This window comes from Allobacillus sp. SKP2-8, from assembly GCF_007559355.1.
GTDB lineage: Bacteria > Bacillota > Bacilli > Bacillales > Alkalibacillaceae > Allobacillus > Allobacillus halotolerans.
On record NZ_VMHF01000006.1, the window covers coordinates 57,190 to 71,749 of the forward strand.

Genomic DNA, 14,560 nt, shown 5'->3' on the forward strand with positions numbered 1-14,560 from the left:
GTTACACTCCTTTTGATTGTTTGAATCCTAAGATGCTGATTACTAAAATCAGTAAAAATGCAGTGCCGGCGAGAAATGGTATGGAAATAAAGCCTAACCAATCAATGTAGGTTCCAGTACAAGAAACTTGTCCACAGCTCGGAGCAGTAGACTGTAAGAACTCCAACTTTTGTATCCCATAGTGATAAATCGAAATGATTAGACCGATACTAGAAAAAACGATTGAATAAATGAATACTTTCGTGTCCTTCAGTAAAGTTCCAACCAATAAAATAAGGACGAGGGGATACATAAAGATACGTTGAACCCAGCATAGCTCACAAGGTGGATACTGCTGAACTTCCGAAAAATAAAGCGATCCTAGTGTCGCGACCAAAGCGATGACCCATCCGGTGATCGCAAAGTTTTCAGCTCGTTTTGTCATAATAAATCTCCTATAGTTACATCAAAATTATAGTACGAAAAACATCAAAAAGTAAGAAGTATGCTTTGAATATTTTCTTACACCTTCTCTTATTGTAAGATAGAGAAGATTGGAGGAAAGAAAATGATATTTAAGATCTTATCTAGGCTCTCGATTGCTTTAGCAGCTTTCCTATTTACATATATCGCGAATTTATTGTTTTCTGATATGAGTTTACAAGCTGCGAATGATTATGTGTCCAACCCATTGCATTGGATGATTTTCACGTTTTATTTAATAGGTATCTCTTTTTTGATTGACTGGATTTTCAAAAAAATCAATGAAACATCGACTTGGTCTTATGTTTCAGCCTATACATTAGCTGGAATCATCATTTGGGCTGTATTATTTGTTACGGTGTTGTTTGATTCCTTTTCATGGTATTTCTTTGTGGTGATTTATTCAAGTATTTATACTGTGATAGGATTTATCGTATTTTATCTGTTTTTAAAAGTGTTTCGCATGAATGTGAAAAAAATCTTGATGATTGGCATTCCATCATTGATCGCGATCTTGTTTATTGTCTTCACAAACCCAGCAATCAAATCAGGGTTTTCAAGTGCGTATGAGGCAAATTCATATCACGCTGAATTCGATAATTTCAATGGGGAAGAGCCTGTATGGATTCCAGTTGAGGCAGAACAGGAATATGAAATTGAGATTGATTGGAATTTAGAGAATGATGCTCAACACGGACTCCGTCTCTCACCTGACGTTCATGAAATGGGAGATTTAACCATTGAAGAAAATGAAACCATTTCATATGAGGCAACTGAAACAGGTGAATTGTTGTTCTTTTTTAATGGAGTCAATATAGAAGGCGAAGTAACGTTTACTTGGGAAGAAATCTAGCTAATAAAAGGAGTATGACATCGTGGAAACAACAATCGCCATTGCAATTTTTCTACTTACATTACTTTTTGTTATTTGGCAGCCAAAAAATCTAGGTATTGGTTGGTCTGCTTGTGTGGGCGCGATCATTGCCTTATTGTTTGGCGTCGTTACGTTCAATGACGTCATTACCGTAACGGAGCTTGTCTGGAATGCGACACTTGCTTTCGTCGCCATCATTCTCATTTCATTGATTTTGGATGAAATAGGATTTTTTGAATGGGCTGCTTTACATATGGCGCGGTTGGCTAAAGGAAATGGCGTAAAAATGTTTTTTTACGTAACATTACTTGGAGCGGGTGTAGCTGCGTTATTCGCCAATGATGGTGCTGCTTTGATTCTGACACCGATTGTCCTGTCGATGGTCCGTGCCTTGAACTTTAAAGAAGCGATGATTCTGCCGTTCATCATGGCAAGTGGGTTTATCGCTGACACGACCTCCTTGCCATTTGTCGTCAGTAACCTTGTCAATATCGTTTCAGCCGATTTCTTTTCGATTGGCTTTATTGAATACATGGCTCGAATGATTTTACCAAACCTATTTTCGCTTGTCGCAAGCATGGTTGTGCTGTTTTTATTTTTCCGTAAATCGATTCCGGACAACTATGATGTGACTGCGTTACGAAAACCGAGTGAAGCCATTAAGGACCATACGATGTTCAGGCTATCATGGATTGTTTTAGGTGTCTTATTGATCGGATATTTTGCCAGTGAATTCATCGCGGTACCGGTGTCTGTCGTAGCTGGAGTCACAGCGATTATCTTTTTCGTCATTGGTAGAAGAAGTCCAGCCGTTTCCGCAAAAGAAGTCATCAAGGGCGCACCATGGGATATTGTGTTTTTCTCGATCGGCATGTATGTCGTCGTCTTCGGCTTACGAAATGTCGGGTTGACCGACTTATTGGCAGAAATCATTAATTATACGGTAGAAGGCGGATTGCTTGCTGCGACGATGTCCATGGGCTTCATCGCTGCTATTTTGTCATCTGTGATGAATAATATGCCGACTGTGATGATCGATGCATTGGCGATTGCCGATACAAGTGCAACCGGCATTACGAAGGAGGCTTTGATTTATGCGAACGTAATCGGCAGTGACTTAGGACCAAAGATTACGCCGATTGGGTCGCTTGCCACCTTACTTTGGTTACACGTGCTATCGAAAAAAGGAATTCGTATTTCATGGGGATATTATTTTAAAGTCGGAATCATCTTAACAGTTCCTGTGTTGGTGATTACGTTATTCGGCTTGTATTTCACATTGATCTTATTTTAAGGAGTGAGTCTTAAAATGAATAAAAAAGTAGTTTATTTTCTTTGCACAGGAAATTCTTGTCGCAGTCAAATGGCTGAAGGATTTGGAAAAGAAATGCTTGGAGAAACCTGGGATGTTTATAGTGCAGGGGTTGAAGTACATGGCTTGAATCCACGAGCGATTGAGATGATGCAAGAAAAAGGCATCGATATCTCCAATCAATCTTCTTCACTAATCGACACAGAAATTTTAAACCGTTCAGACCTTGTCATTACACTCTGCGGTGACGCGAAAGATCGTTGTCCGACAATCCCAGCAGGAGTTCAAACAACACATTGGGACTTGCCAGACCCAGCAAAAGCGGAAGGGACAGAAGAAGAGATTCTGCATGAATTCCGCAGTGTTCGAGATGAAATTGAAAGACGAATCAAATGGCTCGCCGAGAATGAGTAGGGCTTTTGAAAAAAGAAGGAATTCTTCATAAACATTTTTCGTTCTTATAGGACTAAATCCCCCTTTTTCTTATTGTATTCTTATTAATTTTCTGTAAAATAAAAGGGGGGAGGGGAACGGTGATGAAAAAGTACATACATAAAATTCGCTGGAAATATGTCGTGTTTACGTTTATTTATACGGCGCTTTTGTTGCTGGTTGTATCGCCTTTTTTCTATATTTATTATGTCAATAATGGTATGCCTATTTTCGATGAACGACTGGAAGCGGCTACAATCGATCATTTAGAATCGGTTGGTCTTTCAGAAGAAGAAATTTCAGATGCAAAAATAGTTCGACCGCCTTACGATACACACCAAGATTATTATAAAGCGCATGTTTTTGTCAGCTTCGTCGATGATCCCGATGTCTATTACATATACGGAAAAGAAAAGTACTTTGGTGACATCGTCCAATACTGCGAAAAGGAAGTTGTGCTGCCAAAAGGGAATGAACTCGTTTTAGAGACGATGAGTTATGATGAAGATGGCTGTGTGTCCATGTCAATCGAGGACACGGAAGAATAACCTACATAATCGGTTAAACACCTGATCGACGTGATTGGGTGTTTTTTTGTGTTCATTTTAACCATTAGGGACCATATATTTTGAATCTGGGTGCATATTTACGATGTTTGGGCTTATAAGTTAGCCAGTTGGTCGCATAACGGAGTCTTTTGGGCTCATAATCTCATCTTCAGGCACATATTTACGGAAAAAGGGAGCATATCACCAGCCGTCTAATAGTCTTTTGTGCAGGTTTTATGAAACGACTGACCACTATGCAGAAAGATTTCCACAAAAATCTGTATATCTTGATATAGGTCAAGGAATAGAACCACAATCCCTTCTATACTTAAGATGAACCAAAAAACAAAGGAGAGATGAAGATGAAAACAACTAAATTTCAATTAGAAACGTTAACATGTCCATCTTGCATCAAAAAGATTGAAAGTAACTTAGGAAAAATGGATGGTGTGGATGAAGTGAAGGTTCTCTTTAACTCAAGTAAAGTCAAGGTCCAATACGATGAAGCAAAAGTGAATAAGGATCAACTTGAAGATACGGTCACGAAGCTTGGTTACCCAGTATTGTCAGCTTCTTGATTGGAGGGGAACACATTGAAAAAGATACTCCTCACCATTGATCCACTCACTTGCCCAGGATGTGCAAGTGAGATGGAATCAATGATTCTTGAAAAAGAAGGTATTGAATTTGGAAAGGTATTTCATCAACTTGGCAAGGTTTTATGCCGGTATGATGAAGAAAAGATTGATTCGGACACGGTAGAACATTGGATACAACAAATTGATACAAAAGTCAGGTAAAAAAGAGAGGGAGTGTTCAGAATGATTCGTTGGATACAAAGGCAGACAAATCAACTGACGTTTACGGCAGGAGCATTATTGATTATTGCTTTCATCGCTCATTGGATGGAGATTGTAGCAATCAAACAAGGGGCATTGATCGTCGCGACAATTGTTGCGGGTGTTCCGATTGCCATTAAAGCGTTCCAAGCATTGCGAATGAAAGCTTTTAGCATCGAGTTATTGGTGACCATTGCAGTAACAGCTGCGTTATTTATAGGAGAATATGTTGAATCGGCAGCGGTCACATTTCTATTCTTATTTGGAGCATATCTTGAAGCGCGTACACTCAACAAAACAAGAGCATCATTAAGAGAATTGACGGAATTGGCACCGGATGAAGCTTCTGTTTTTCGAAATGGAGATTGGGTATCCGTATCGGTAGATGAAGTTGAAGAAGGAGAGAGAGTCGTCGTTCGCTCGGGCGGAAAAATTCCAGTCGATGGAAAAATTTTAACCGGTGAAGCAACGATTAATGAAGCGGCCATTACAGGTGAGTCTGTTCCAGTAGGAAAAACAAATGATGATGACGTTTTCAGCGGATCAATCATTGATTCAGGCTATATCGAAATGGTGGCTGAAAAAGTTGGAGAAGACACTACGTTCGCAAAAATTATTGAGCTAGTGGAAGAAGCACAAGAATCCAAATCAAAAACACAACGGTTTTTAGATAAATTCGCAAATATTTATACACCATCAGTCGTTGTCTTATCGGTTCTCGTTTATTTGATCACCAAAGATCTTCACCTTGCGATCATCTTCTTGGTCATTGCTTGTCCAGGTGCGTTAGTCATTGGTGCGCCCGTGTCAAACGTGGCCGGCATCGGAAATGGAGCAAAGCGTGGCGTCTTGATCAAAGGCGGCGATGTCATGGACCGATTATCGAAAATCGACACCATTGTCTTTGATAAAACAGGAACGCTAACAAGAGGAAAACCAGAAGTGACTGATTTTCATGTGATCGGCGATGAAAATCCTGACGACTTGCTACAAATGATTGCGCAAGCAGAAATGGCTTCAGAGCATCATTTAGGAAAAACGATTGTCAAGCATGCAAAAGAAAAAGGGTTATCATTACAAAATGATTATGAATATGTTGATGTCGTAAAAGGAAACGGACTTAGAAACCGCGTTGCTGGCCATCAATTCAGCATTGGAAACCGAGCGTTAATGGAGATGGACGACATCAAACTAACAGATGAAGTCAATAACTATGCAATCGAACAAGAAAAGAAAGGCAACACAGCCATTTTTGCAGCAAAAAACGGCCAATTAGTAGCCATCATTTCGATTGCTGACCAAATCCGTGAAGATGCCGTTGACGCTTTGAAAGAACTTCGTGAACACGGAATCAAGCAAATGATCATGCTTACAGGTGATAATGCGCACACAGCGAAGCGAGTGGCAGATCAACTTGGCTTGGATGGGTATCATGCGGAACAATTGCCAGTAGATAAAGTGAAATTCGTAGAAAAGCTACAGAACGAAGGGCATAAAGTCGCGATGATCGGTGATGGAATCAATGATGCGCCATCTATTGCGAAAGCGGATATTGGATTGGCGATGGGCGAAGGTGGAACAGACGTCTCCATGGAAACAGCTGATGTCGTCTTGATGGCGGATAAATTGAAGCAATTCTCTCACGCTTACGCATTAGCAAAAGTGACGGTTCGGAACATGAAACAAAACATGGGGTTTGCTGTCGGAACAGTATTCGTATTACTACTCGGTGTGCTAGTTGGAAGCATTCACTTAGCATCAGGCATGTTCGTCCACGAGGCAAGCATCCTGGTCGTCATCTTGAATGGTATGCGGTTGATTCGATTCAACCGTGAACCATCAGAGAAAAAGATTAAACCATTACCTGCACATGCTTAATCATCTAAACACTCCCTTTTATTCGGAAACCAATGCCGTAGCATTGGTTTTTTTCTTTATCGTAAATTCTTTGGCACATATTTTTCTGAGTTTGGCTCAAAAAAGTCATTCATGGGCACATATATTCAGTGAGTGGTATCAAATAATTTCAAGTAGGGTTCATATCGATATACAAGGGGTTCATATTTTACCGAATTGGACGCATATCAGTAATTCAATAGAGTAGACCAATAGCCTTCTAAGCTGTAGATTGGGCGTTCGAATCGCTCCTGGGTCGTACCAGAATCCAGTAAGCCGTCACAACAGAGTAAATGGATTGACGCTATTGAGATTATCACCGATGATAGAAGCAACAGATCCACTAAAGAATGGGGGATGAAAATGACAGAGGAACATACACAAGAACAAGGCACAGGACATACGTGCCATCCGGGCGGGTCGCGAAAAGCCTGTGTTTCTCAAGTGCCGATCTTCAACCATCTTGGACATGAGCAGATGAATGAAATAATGAATGTAGTTCGACACGTTTCTTTCAAGAAAGGAGAGACAATCTTCGGGGCTGGGGACTGGTCGGATACGTTGTATATCATTCACCAAGGGAAGGTAAAGATCTATCGGTTGGCAGAGTCTGGGAAAGAACAAATTTTAACAGTGCTATACCCAGGTGACTTTACAGGGGAATATGCATTATTCAACGAATCGACGCACCATGACTATGCTGAGGCGATGGAAAAAACGAATATCTGTATGATCAAAAAGGAAGATCTACAAAATTTTTTAATGAAGTATCCAACCATATCGCTAAAAATGTTGACAGAGTTCTCTAAACGACTGGAAGAATCAGGATCGCAAACAACAAACTTCGCAACCGAAAGAGTCGAAACCAGAATCGCATTATACCTAGCCGATTTAGCGAATAAAAGTGGAAGTGAAACCATCAAACTGCCAATGAGCCGTCATGACCTAGCATCTTACTTAGGAACCTCACCGGAAACAATTAGTCGACGCCTGGCAGATTTAGAGGACCGTGGATTGATTAAGCAACTTTCAAGAACGAATATTGAAATCATCGATATGGATGGGTTGTTGTTGATATAAATATTTATCAAAAATAAAACTCATCAACGTCATGTCGATGAGTCAAAGAGGAAGAATGTTATAGCAATGTAATTCCAATTAAGAATCCAGTGATAAACAATAGACTAAATGCCCAATGATGGACGGCGGCATGTTTCATACCAGCTAACTCTTCAGCTCTTGTGGCATCCTTTCGGTAAGATGTCACAAGTCTGATTGCTAATGGTATCGCTAAAATGGAGAGAACAACCGTCCATGGTAGGTAATCCCCCAAGACTAATAAAAACATGGTTAGATAGCCAAACATGAGGATAACCGTAAGTAACTTAACCGCATTTCTTTTTCCAAGTAAAATTGGGATTGTCATACGGTGATTGGTGTCTTTTTGAATATCACGAATATTATTTGTCAGGATCATCGTGGAAATCATCCAGGCGAAAGGCAGAGCGATTAAAAAAGCGTGAAAACCAGGGTGCTCGCCTTGAATCCATAAAGAGACGAACAGAGGGGCTGGGCCCATAAAAATAAATGCCGTCACTTCACCAAGTGCCATTGAAGACAATGGGCGGGGACCACCAGAATATAGCCACCCAGCAATCATTCCTGCAACTCCTACTAAAACGATCCAAAAAGTTGTCAGTATTGCAAGCCACAGTCCAATCAATGAGGCGATTGCCAGCATCAATGCTGCGACTTTCGGTAAAGAAGCATGACTCGGTCCGTGGACGATTCCGGAGTCTTCAATAGGCTGAATCCATTTCTCCTGATCCTGCCCTCGCTTGAAATCATAATAGTCATTCAGCATGTTAATCGAACCTTGAACGAGTAATATGGCAAAAAGAAACAGTATGAAAATTTCTATTTGAAAAGTATGATGTTGTATCGACAAAACAGCTCCTGCAGATGCAGGAGCAATCGTTCCGGTAAACGTTAGTGGCCGAAAAAGATGAAACCAAGAATGTCGGTAATGGTATAGCTCGGCCGGATGCTTAATCGCTAAACTCATCTGCATCATCCTCTCTAACATGCCTTATCGTTTATATAACCCACATTACTAGATTTGAAGCATCAATGCGATGATTCCTAGAAAGCCGATGACTTCAACACCTGCGACTAGTGCAGTAAATCGAAAAGCGCGGTTCAATGGAGTGCACATATCTTTTTTGGCTAAATTCCATATCGTATTATCTTCTAATACATTCATTGTTTTTCGGAACCCAATCAAAGAACCCCAAAGTAATACGAAAACAGCTAAAAAGAAGGCAGCAATGAACTTACGCCCATACATTGTTGTATATAAATCACTCCATTGGTCAATTTGGCCCGAGGATGGTACCGAGTAGAATACCTGTGAAAATGACACCGATCCCTTCAATGACAAATAACCAATGCGTATGTTTCATCAAAGCAGTTAAAAACGTACGTTGTTGGGCCCGATCTAATTTATTGGAAGCGGGATAGACTGCCCACCCGACAAACATAACCCCTCCGACCCATAAGATTGCTATGACAATATGCAACCAAAGCACTGTTTGATACATTGTCCATATCATCGGATACCCTCCTCATTTCTACCCTCAATATGATCGTATCAACGTTTGACGCTCATTTCCTTGATGTAAATCAAGAAACGTAAAATGGAACTGTTTTCCAAGTGCAAATATTCACATAATATTAATAAACGCTGATAAATATTAAGGAGTTCCATGATATAATAGAACTAGAGAGGGAAGGTATTCCGCTCTATATCCGACAAACTTTGTAAAGACATTTTACTCTTCAAAATAATAGGAGGGGGTTCATATGTTTTTGGATAGACAATATCAGTATGATGAAGGAATTGATCGGATGATGAATGAAGGTGGCGTATTCCATCCGGATGTGTTGAATGAGCTTAATGATCAAGCCCACTTAGTGGAGCACGAATATATTTACAACGAAGGAATTGACCGGTTAGTCAACGAGGGAGGTTTATATATCCCGATGATCCAGGAAAGGAATGAATGGTTTGTTGAACCGATGGAACTTGTGTTGGCTGAAAATGAATTATAATCCATAAAAAAATCTGCACTGCTAATCAAAATAGCGTGCAGATTTTTTATATGTAAACGATAAAAGCATGAAGTGCGAGGCACTCCATGCTTTTGATTACGTTAGATCAATATTTCAATCTCTTGTTTTTCACGTAGCTCGTCAATGTACTTTTGTTGCTGCTCTTGAGCTTTCTGTGACTGTAGTTGTTGTTCTAATTGAGGTTTCATTGTTTCAAAGTCTTGTACTTCTTGTTCCATTTCTTTAGCTTGTGATTCGTAATTTTCATACGCTTCTTGTAGTTCTTCTTCTGTGACATCGGCATCTTCAATATTTTCTTCCATGAATTTATTGATCACAATGTTTCTTTTAATGTCATTTTTGATCTCTTCTTCTGTAACGTCATTTTCTTCAAAAACTTCTTGAACATCATCTGTTTCATACTGTTCTTTCAGTTGAGTCACTAGCTCATCATAATTTGATTTAACTTCATCTTCAGATGCTTCAATACCGTTTTCTTTTGCAGATTGCTCGATGACTTCTGTATTGATTAACTGATCTAAAGCAGTCTGTTGAATGCCTTCTTTATTTTCGTCAATGTTCATGCCATACATTTGATACTGTTGCTGAATAGCATTTACGTTTAGTGCAAGTTGTTCATTTGTGATTTCTTCTCCGTTTACTTTTGCAACAACGTCAGGAAATTCATCTGCTTTTACTTCTTCGACTTCTTGCTGACCTTCATTGTTTTCGCCTTCAGCATTTTCTGTTTGTTCAGTATTCTCATTTTCGGATTCGTTGGCGTTTTCACCATTCTCGTTATCCCCATCGTCACCACCGCATGCAACCGCTACAATGGATAAAAGTAACAATACGCTGATGAGAAATAATTTTTTCATATAAAATAACCCTTCCTTTGAGTGAATTAAATTAGGTACGACCTGAATTTTAGCACACGGTTCCAACAATATACAAGCTTTAACAGGAATTGAAATTAAAATGTAATATATTTCTTTTCACTTGCTTTTTTACTGGAGGCGAGTTATAGTAGTAAATGTACGAAATGATTCGATTCATTGTTTACTTGGGTGGCCTCTCTTTAGGAAGTCAAAGTAACAAGATCCAATTGTTTTGTAGTATTTTAAAGGAGGTCATTCATATGACAGGTACAGTAAAATGGTTTAACTCAGAAAAAGGTTTTGGCTTCATCGAGCGCGAAGATGGCGACGATGTATTCGTACACTTCTCAGCAATCCAAGCTGAAGGTTTCAAAACTTTAGAAGAAGGTCAAACAGTAGAGTTCGAAATCGTTGAAGGCGATCGCGGACCACAAGCAGCTAACGTTGTTGCTCAATAATGACTATACAAGATGTACGCTTACGGGCGTGCATCTTTTTTATTTATTTGTACTTTTATTCACCGTTTTTCAGAGACAGCGTCTTGATTTGAATGATTACGTACATAGTTTGAACGGTTGGCTTATTGATTTGAACGGTCACGCGCGTGGTTTGAACGGTTAGCCCCCTGCTTTGAACGGTCACGCGCGTATTTTGAACGGTCAGCTCCCTGCTTTGAACGATCAGGCACGTCATTTGAACGGTTAGTCGATTGGTTTGAACGATCAGGCACGTATTTTGAACAGTCAGCTCCCTGCTTTGAACATTCACGCGTGTAGTTTGAACGATCACTCTATTGAACAGTCAGCTTGGCGCCTTGGACAGTCATAAGCTCTCTCAAAGCATGCAATAGGCCTGCCAAGTTCTCTCCGGCAGACTTTAATAGAATAGTTTGGCAGTGCAGGAAGCTGGTGGCTGTTTGACAATGCTTTAAATACATAAATATCGTCCGTTGGTTCAAAGCAGGGGAAGTCGCTAGCTCAAGTATATCGCGCATTTCACCATGTTAAATTCGGGATGATTAATAAAAAAGATCTCCAGTTCAATAAAAAACTGGAGATCTTGCTATTTTAATAAGGATCTGCTTCATGTCCTTCTCGCTCTGCTTTTTCAGTAGCTTCAGATGCCGATGTGTTTCCTATAGGGCCTCTACTTGAATCATCCATCCCATTCTTCGCTTTTTCAAGACCTTCACGTAATCGGAGTCCATATTCTTCGTCGGCTTCTTCTGCGAGCTCCATCCAACGATCTTGGATTCGTTGATCGCATACAGATAAATCATTGACAAGATTGGAAATCAACTCTGCTTTTTCCCATTCTTCAAACTGTCTGAACGTCTCACCAGCTTGTTTGGTGTTACTTGTCCGATCAATGGACTCGCGTGTTAAGTTTCCTTCGACATATGGTTCATGATCCTTGCCATATGGTTCAGCTTCTTCATAGCCACCCAAAATGGATGGTTCATAGTTTATGGCAGGATTCTTACTCGGCTCACGATCGACCTCATAACGCATGTTGCCGCCTTCTTGGTTGGTATTCACTTCTGTCCTTGCACGGTTAATTGGCAATTGTAAATAATTTGCTCCAACACGGTGTCGTTGTGTATCGGAATAAGAGAAGGTACGCCCTTGCAGCATTTTATCATCAGAGAAATCAATGCCATCAACCAATACACCCGTACCGAATGCAGATTGCTCAACTTCCGCAAAATAATCATCAGGATTCTTGTCGAGCACCAACTTTCCGACAGGAAGCCATGGAAATTGGTCCTCTGGCCAAAGTTTTGTATCGTCTAGCGGATCAAAATCAAGTTCCGGATGCTCTCCGTCCTCCATAATTTGAACATATAGCTCCCATTCTGGATAGTTTCCTTCTTCAATGGCTTCGTACAGATCTTGCGTCGCATGGTTGAAGTTTTGTCCTTGAATTTCTTCTGCTTCTTTTTGTGTCAGATTCTTAATTCCTTGATTTGGCTCCCAATGAAATTTCACCAAAACAGCTTTGCCATCATCATTCACCAATTTGTAAGTATTCACACCAGAACCTTGCATTTGACGGTAATTTGCTGGAATCCCCCATGGAGAGTGAATGAATGTGACCATGTGAAAAGTTTCCGGTGAACTCGCGCAGAAATCAAAGAACCGTTCAGGGTCTTGAATATTTGTCACAGGGTCCGGCTTGAATGCATGAATCATATCTGGAAATTTCATTGCGTCACGGACGAAAAAGATTTTTATGTTATTTCCAACTAAGTCCCAATTTCCGTCTTCTGTGTAAAATTTCACTGCAAAGCCGCGTGGGTCCCGTAATGTTTCCGGTGAATGTGTACCATGGATGACGGTTGAAAAACGGACAAACACAGGGGTTCGTTTACCTTTTTCTTGGAAAAGTTTCGCTCTCGTGTACTTGGATGCAGGTTCATCACCAATTTTTCCATATGCTTCGAAATAGCCATGCGCACCGGCACCTCTGCCATGTACGACACGCTCGGGAACCCGTTCACGGTCAAAGTGACTGATCTTTTCGATGTAATCATAATTTTCCAATGTGCCTGGCCCACGATTACCGACAGTTCGGATATTTTGATTTTGTGTTACCGGATGACCTTGTCGGTTAGTCAGCCTTTCCTTATTCTTCTCCTGTTTACTACGATCGGATTTGTCTGCCATGAAATCCTCCTGGAAAGGTATTTCTTCTATTATTTAACATAGAAGAGCTATATGTATGTTTTCCCAACCAACAAGAATTTAATCGGATTTTTGCCGAAGATTTCTGACATTTCATTTGAAGTACGCAGTCTGTTCATTTATGGTTAAAGTAAACAACATAAGGGAAAAGTTCATAGAAACCAAAAAATCCAACCGAAAAGGAGTGTTGACGATGAGTAACGAATTGTTTACAACAAAAGCAACAGCAAAAGGTGGAAGAGATGGTCACGTAAAATCAGAAGATGGTGTCATTGACTTAAATATTGTCATGCCTACAGAAAATTCGAATGAAACAGGTACGAACCCTGAACAACTTTTCGCGGCTGCTTATTCCTCTTGTTATGATGGTGCGTTGAATTTGGTTGCCAAGCAAAAGAATAAAAAAATCGATACGGTCACAACAGCAGAAGTCAGCTTTTTGAAAGAGGGAGAGAGCGGTTTTAAGATTGCCGTTAAATTAGTGTCTGAATTTAATGGTGTCGCTCAAGATGAGGCAGAAGAGTTAATGAAAGAAGCACATCAAGTATGCCCTTATTCCAAAGCGACAAGAGGAAACGTCGATGTTGAATTAGAAGCAAAATCAAATGAATCCTAAATGCAATTCAAAAAGGCTGTCCATTAACAAAAAGGACAGCTTTTTTGTACATAATCTTTGTTCATCTAAAGGGTGGCTTCTATGTATGAAGAAATTTTAAAAGAGACCGCTCATCGCAAAACGATTTTCCCAGATAGTCCGTGGATCGCTAGTCAGTTATGGAAAGATCTCTTATTCATCAATTATCCTGTGGATCCTAAAGCCGTTCAGACGCTGCTTCCGCAGGGATTGCAGTTGGATACATTTGAGGGAAAGGCATGGATTACGGTACTCCCGTTTAGCATCAACGATTTTACTTTGAGGACACAGTCCCTGAAAGGAATAAATACTTTCTTAGAATTAAATGTCCGAACATATGTCACTCATAATGGAAAACCGGGTGTATATTTTTTCAATCTGGAAGCGGAACACCCTGTAGCAGTATTGGGGGCACGCTTTCTGACCTTACCTTATTATTTGGCGGAAATGTCTCTAGAAAAGAACGAGAGGGAAGGCATCCATTATTATCAAAGTAAAAGAATGATGAATTATCAACGCCTATTTGTCGGGCAATTTAAGCCATCAGAAAAGACTTTTTCAGTAGGAAAAGGTAGTTTGGCGAAATGGCTAGCAGACCGCTACTTTTTGTATTCCACGCTCGGAAACCGGCTCATCGAAGGGCCAATTCACCATAGACCGTGGAAAGTGGCTGATGTGGATGTATCAATCCGACGAAACGGAATGCTGCCCCAATTGCCTGATGGTTCGATTCTTGAAGAACCGTATTGCTTTTACGCTTACCAAAAAAGAGCGTTGTTTTGGCCATTTCGTTTTTCCGATTAAAAAAAGAGACTGGGACAAACGTGTCGAGCCGCCCGACAAATGCATCACACCGTCAAGAATTTCATGGCGAATTGCTCCAATTCCAA

At 40.3% G+C, this 14,560-nt stretch carries 19 protein-coding genes and 1 tRNA gene; 13 read left to right on the forward strand and 7 right to left on the reverse strand.

Annotation, left to right across the window (positions count from 1 at the left end):
* Nucleotide 1: 1 nt before the first annotated feature.
* Nucleotides 2-424 carry a disulfide oxidoreductase gene (locus FPQ10_RS07085; RefSeq protein WP_144162433.1) on the reverse strand — a complete coding sequence of 141 codons (423 nt, stop codon included), beginning with the start codon at nt 422-424 and terminating at the stop codon, nt 2-4.
* 123 nt (nt 425-547) lie between these two features.
* Here FPQ10_RS07085 and FPQ10_RS07090 point away from each other — a divergent pair, with 123 nt between their 5' ends.
* The 9 genes from FPQ10_RS07090 to FPQ10_RS07125 all read left to right on the forward strand — a co-directional run bounded on the left by FPQ10_RS07090 (nt 548) and on the right by FPQ10_RS07125 (nt 7,443).
* Entirely contained in the window at nt 548-1,315 is a 768-nt protein-coding gene (locus FPQ10_RS07090; protein ID WP_144162436.1) for a hypothetical protein, read from the forward strand.
* Nucleotides 1,316-1,337: 22 nt separating this feature from the next.
* Nucleotides 1,338-2,630: an arsenic transporter gene (locus FPQ10_RS07095; protein ID WP_370512031.1), complete on the forward strand. Its 1,293-nt coding sequence runs from the start codon at nt 1,338-1,340 to the stop codon at nt 2,628-2,630.
* A gap of 15 nt (nt 2,631-2,645) precedes the next feature.
* Entirely contained in the window at nt 2,646-3,062 is a 417-nt protein-coding gene (arsC, locus tag FPQ10_RS07100; protein WP_144162442.1) for an arsenate reductase (thioredoxin), read from the forward strand.
* 122 nt (nt 3,063-3,184) lie between these two features.
* A complete protein-coding gene (locus FPQ10_RS07105; RefSeq protein WP_144162445.1) occupies nt 3,185-3,628 on the forward strand; it encodes a hypothetical protein in 444 nt (147 codons plus the stop codon).
* A gap of 362 nt (nt 3,629-3,990) precedes the next feature.
* Entirely contained in the window at nt 3,991-4,206 is a 216-nt protein-coding gene (locus FPQ10_RS07110; protein WP_144162448.1) for a heavy-metal-associated domain-containing protein, read from the forward strand.
* A 15-nt stretch (nt 4,207-4,221) separates the two neighbouring features.
* Complete coding sequence (locus FPQ10_RS07115) at nt 4,222-4,428, forward strand: heavy-metal-associated domain-containing protein (RefSeq protein ID WP_144162451.1); 207 nt, start codon at nt 4,222-4,224, stop codon at nt 4,426-4,428.
* Between the two features lie 21 nt (nt 4,429-4,449).
* Nucleotides 4,450-6,345, forward strand: coding sequence for a heavy metal translocating P-type ATPase (locus FPQ10_RS07120; protein ID WP_144162454.1), 1,896 nt, complete (start codon nt 4,450-4,452; stop codon nt 6,343-6,345).
* A 201-nt stretch (nt 6,346-6,546) separates the two neighbouring features.
* Nucleotides 6,547-6,627, forward strand: a tRNA-Arg gene (locus FPQ10_RS13060).
* 99 nt (nt 6,628-6,726) lie between these two features.
* Nucleotides 6,727-7,443 carry a Crp/Fnr family transcriptional regulator gene (locus FPQ10_RS07125; protein ID WP_216687730.1) on the forward strand — a complete coding sequence of 239 codons (717 nt, stop codon included), beginning with the start codon at nt 6,727-6,729 and terminating at the stop codon, nt 7,441-7,443.
* A gap of 58 nt (nt 7,444-7,501) precedes the next feature.
* Here FPQ10_RS07125 and menA read toward each other — a convergent pair whose 3' ends face one another.
* The 3 genes from menA to FPQ10_RS07140 are packed head-to-tail and all read right to left on the reverse strand — an operon-like array spanning nt 7,502 to nt 8,975.
* Nucleotides 7,502-8,428 (reverse strand): 1,4-dihydroxy-2-naphthoate octaprenyltransferase, encoded by a 927-nt coding sequence (menA, locus tag FPQ10_RS07130; protein ID WP_186278596.1) that lies wholly within the window; start codon nt 8,426-8,428, stop codon nt 7,502-7,504.
* Nucleotides 8,429-8,476: 48 nt separating this feature from the next.
* The gene (locus tag FPQ10_RS07135; protein ID WP_186278597.1) at nt 8,477-8,785 is read right to left on the reverse strand and encodes a hypothetical protein; all 309 of its coding nucleotides are present in this window, start codon (nt 8,783-8,785) and stop codon (nt 8,477-8,479) included.
* Complete coding sequence (locus FPQ10_RS07140) at nt 8,736-8,975, reverse strand: hypothetical protein (protein WP_144162466.1); 240 nt, start codon at nt 8,973-8,975, stop codon at nt 8,736-8,738. The genes FPQ10_RS07135 and FPQ10_RS07140 overlap by 50 nt, the downstream gene beginning before the upstream one ends.
* A gap of 250 nt (nt 8,976-9,225) precedes the next feature.
* Here FPQ10_RS07140 and FPQ10_RS07145 point away from each other — a divergent pair, with 250 nt between their 5' ends.
* On the forward strand, nt 9,226-9,474 hold the full coding sequence (locus FPQ10_RS07145; protein ID WP_144162469.1) for a hypothetical protein: 249 nt from the start codon (nt 9,226-9,228) through the stop codon (nt 9,472-9,474).
* Between the two features lie 101 nt (nt 9,475-9,575).
* Here the strand turns inward: FPQ10_RS07145 and FPQ10_RS07150 are convergent, their stop codons facing one another.
* Complete coding sequence (locus FPQ10_RS07150; protein WP_144162472.1) at nt 9,576-10,352, reverse strand: SurA N-terminal domain-containing protein; 777 nt, start codon at nt 10,350-10,352, stop codon at nt 9,576-9,578.
* Between the two features lie 260 nt (nt 10,353-10,612).
* On the opposite strand from FPQ10_RS07150, the gene FPQ10_RS07155 reads away from it, so the two are divergent.
* Entirely contained in the window at nt 10,613-10,810 is a 198-nt protein-coding gene (locus FPQ10_RS07155) for a cold-shock protein (RefSeq protein ID WP_144089218.1), read from the forward strand.
* 55 nt (nt 10,811-10,865) lie between these two features.
* Here FPQ10_RS07155 and FPQ10_RS07160 read toward each other — a convergent pair whose 3' ends face one another.
* A complete protein-coding gene (locus FPQ10_RS07160) occupies nt 10,866-11,141 on the reverse strand; it encodes a hypothetical protein (RefSeq protein ID WP_144162475.1) in 276 nt (91 codons plus the stop codon).
* A 278-nt stretch (nt 11,142-11,419) separates the two neighbouring features.
* Nucleotides 11,420-13,018: a catalase gene (locus tag FPQ10_RS07165; protein ID WP_144162478.1), complete on the reverse strand. Its 1,599-nt coding sequence runs from the start codon at nt 13,016-13,018 to the stop codon at nt 11,420-11,422.
* A gap of 211 nt (nt 13,019-13,229) precedes the next feature.
* Between FPQ10_RS07165 and FPQ10_RS07170 the strand changes: the two genes are divergently transcribed.
* Both FPQ10_RS07170 and FPQ10_RS07175 read left to right on the forward strand, forming a co-directional pair.
* Complete coding sequence (locus FPQ10_RS07170; protein WP_144162481.1) at nt 13,230-13,652, forward strand: organic hydroperoxide resistance protein; 423 nt, start codon at nt 13,230-13,232, stop codon at nt 13,650-13,652.
* Between the two features lie 81 nt (nt 13,653-13,733).
* Nucleotides 13,734-14,474, forward strand: a complete 741-nt coding sequence (locus tag FPQ10_RS07175; RefSeq protein WP_144162484.1) for a YqjF family protein — start codon at nt 13,734-13,736, stop codon at nt 14,472-14,474.
* Nucleotides 14,475-14,560 lie beyond the last annotated feature (86 nt).

Bases quoted from the DNA above. Each gene is read 5' to 3' on its own strand.
- FPQ10_RS07145 (WP_144162469.1), top strand. From the start codon at position 9,226: ATGTTTTTGGATAGACAATATCAGTATGATGAAGGAATTGATCGGATG.
- FPQ10_RS07090 (WP_144162436.1), top strand. From the start codon at position 548: ATGATATTTAAGATCTTATCTAGGCTCTCGATTGCTTTAGCAGCTTTC.
- FPQ10_RS07120 (WP_144162454.1), top strand. From the start codon at position 4,450: ATGATTCGTTGGATACAAAGGCAGACAAATCAACTGACGTTTACGGCA.
- FPQ10_RS07175 (WP_144162484.1), top strand. From the start codon at position 13,734: ATGTATGAAGAAATTTTAAAAGAGACCGCTCATCGCAAAACGATTTTC.
- FPQ10_RS07165 (WP_144162478.1), bottom strand. From the start codon at position 13,018: ATGGCAGACAAATCCGATCGTAGTAAACAGGAGAAGAATAAGGAAAGG.
- FPQ10_RS07155 (WP_144089218.1), top strand. From the start codon at position 10,613: ATGACAGGTACAGTAAAATGGTTTAACTCAGAAAAAGGTTTTGGCTTC.
- FPQ10_RS07085 (WP_144162433.1), bottom strand. From the start codon at position 424: ATGACAAAACGAGCTGAAAACTTTGCGATCACCGGATGGGTCATCGCT.
- FPQ10_RS07105 (WP_144162445.1), top strand. From the start codon at position 3,185: ATGAAAAAGTACATACATAAAATTCGCTGGAAATATGTCGTGTTTACG.
- FPQ10_RS07110 (WP_144162448.1), top strand. From the start codon at position 3,991: ATGAAAACAACTAAATTTCAATTAGAAACGTTAACATGTCCATCTTGC.
- FPQ10_RS07140 (WP_144162466.1), bottom strand. From the start codon at position 8,975: ATGATATGGACAATGTATCAAACAGTGCTTTGGTTGCATATTGTCATA.
- FPQ10_RS07170 (WP_144162481.1), top strand. From the start codon at position 13,230: ATGAGTAACGAATTGTTTACAACAAAAGCAACAGCAAAAGGTGGAAGA.
- FPQ10_RS07125 (WP_216687730.1), top strand. From the start codon at position 6,727: ATGACAGAGGAACATACACAAGAACAAGGCACAGGACATACGTGCCAT.
- FPQ10_RS07150 (WP_144162472.1), bottom strand. From the start codon at position 10,352: ATGAAAAAATTATTTCTCATCAGCGTATTGTTACTTTTATCCATTGTA.
- arsC (WP_144162442.1), top strand. From the start codon at position 2,646: ATGAATAAAAAAGTAGTTTATTTTCTTTGCACAGGAAATTCTTGTCGC.
- menA (WP_186278596.1), bottom strand. From the start codon at position 8,428: ATGAGTTTAGCGATTAAGCATCCGGCCGAGCTATACCATTACCGACAT.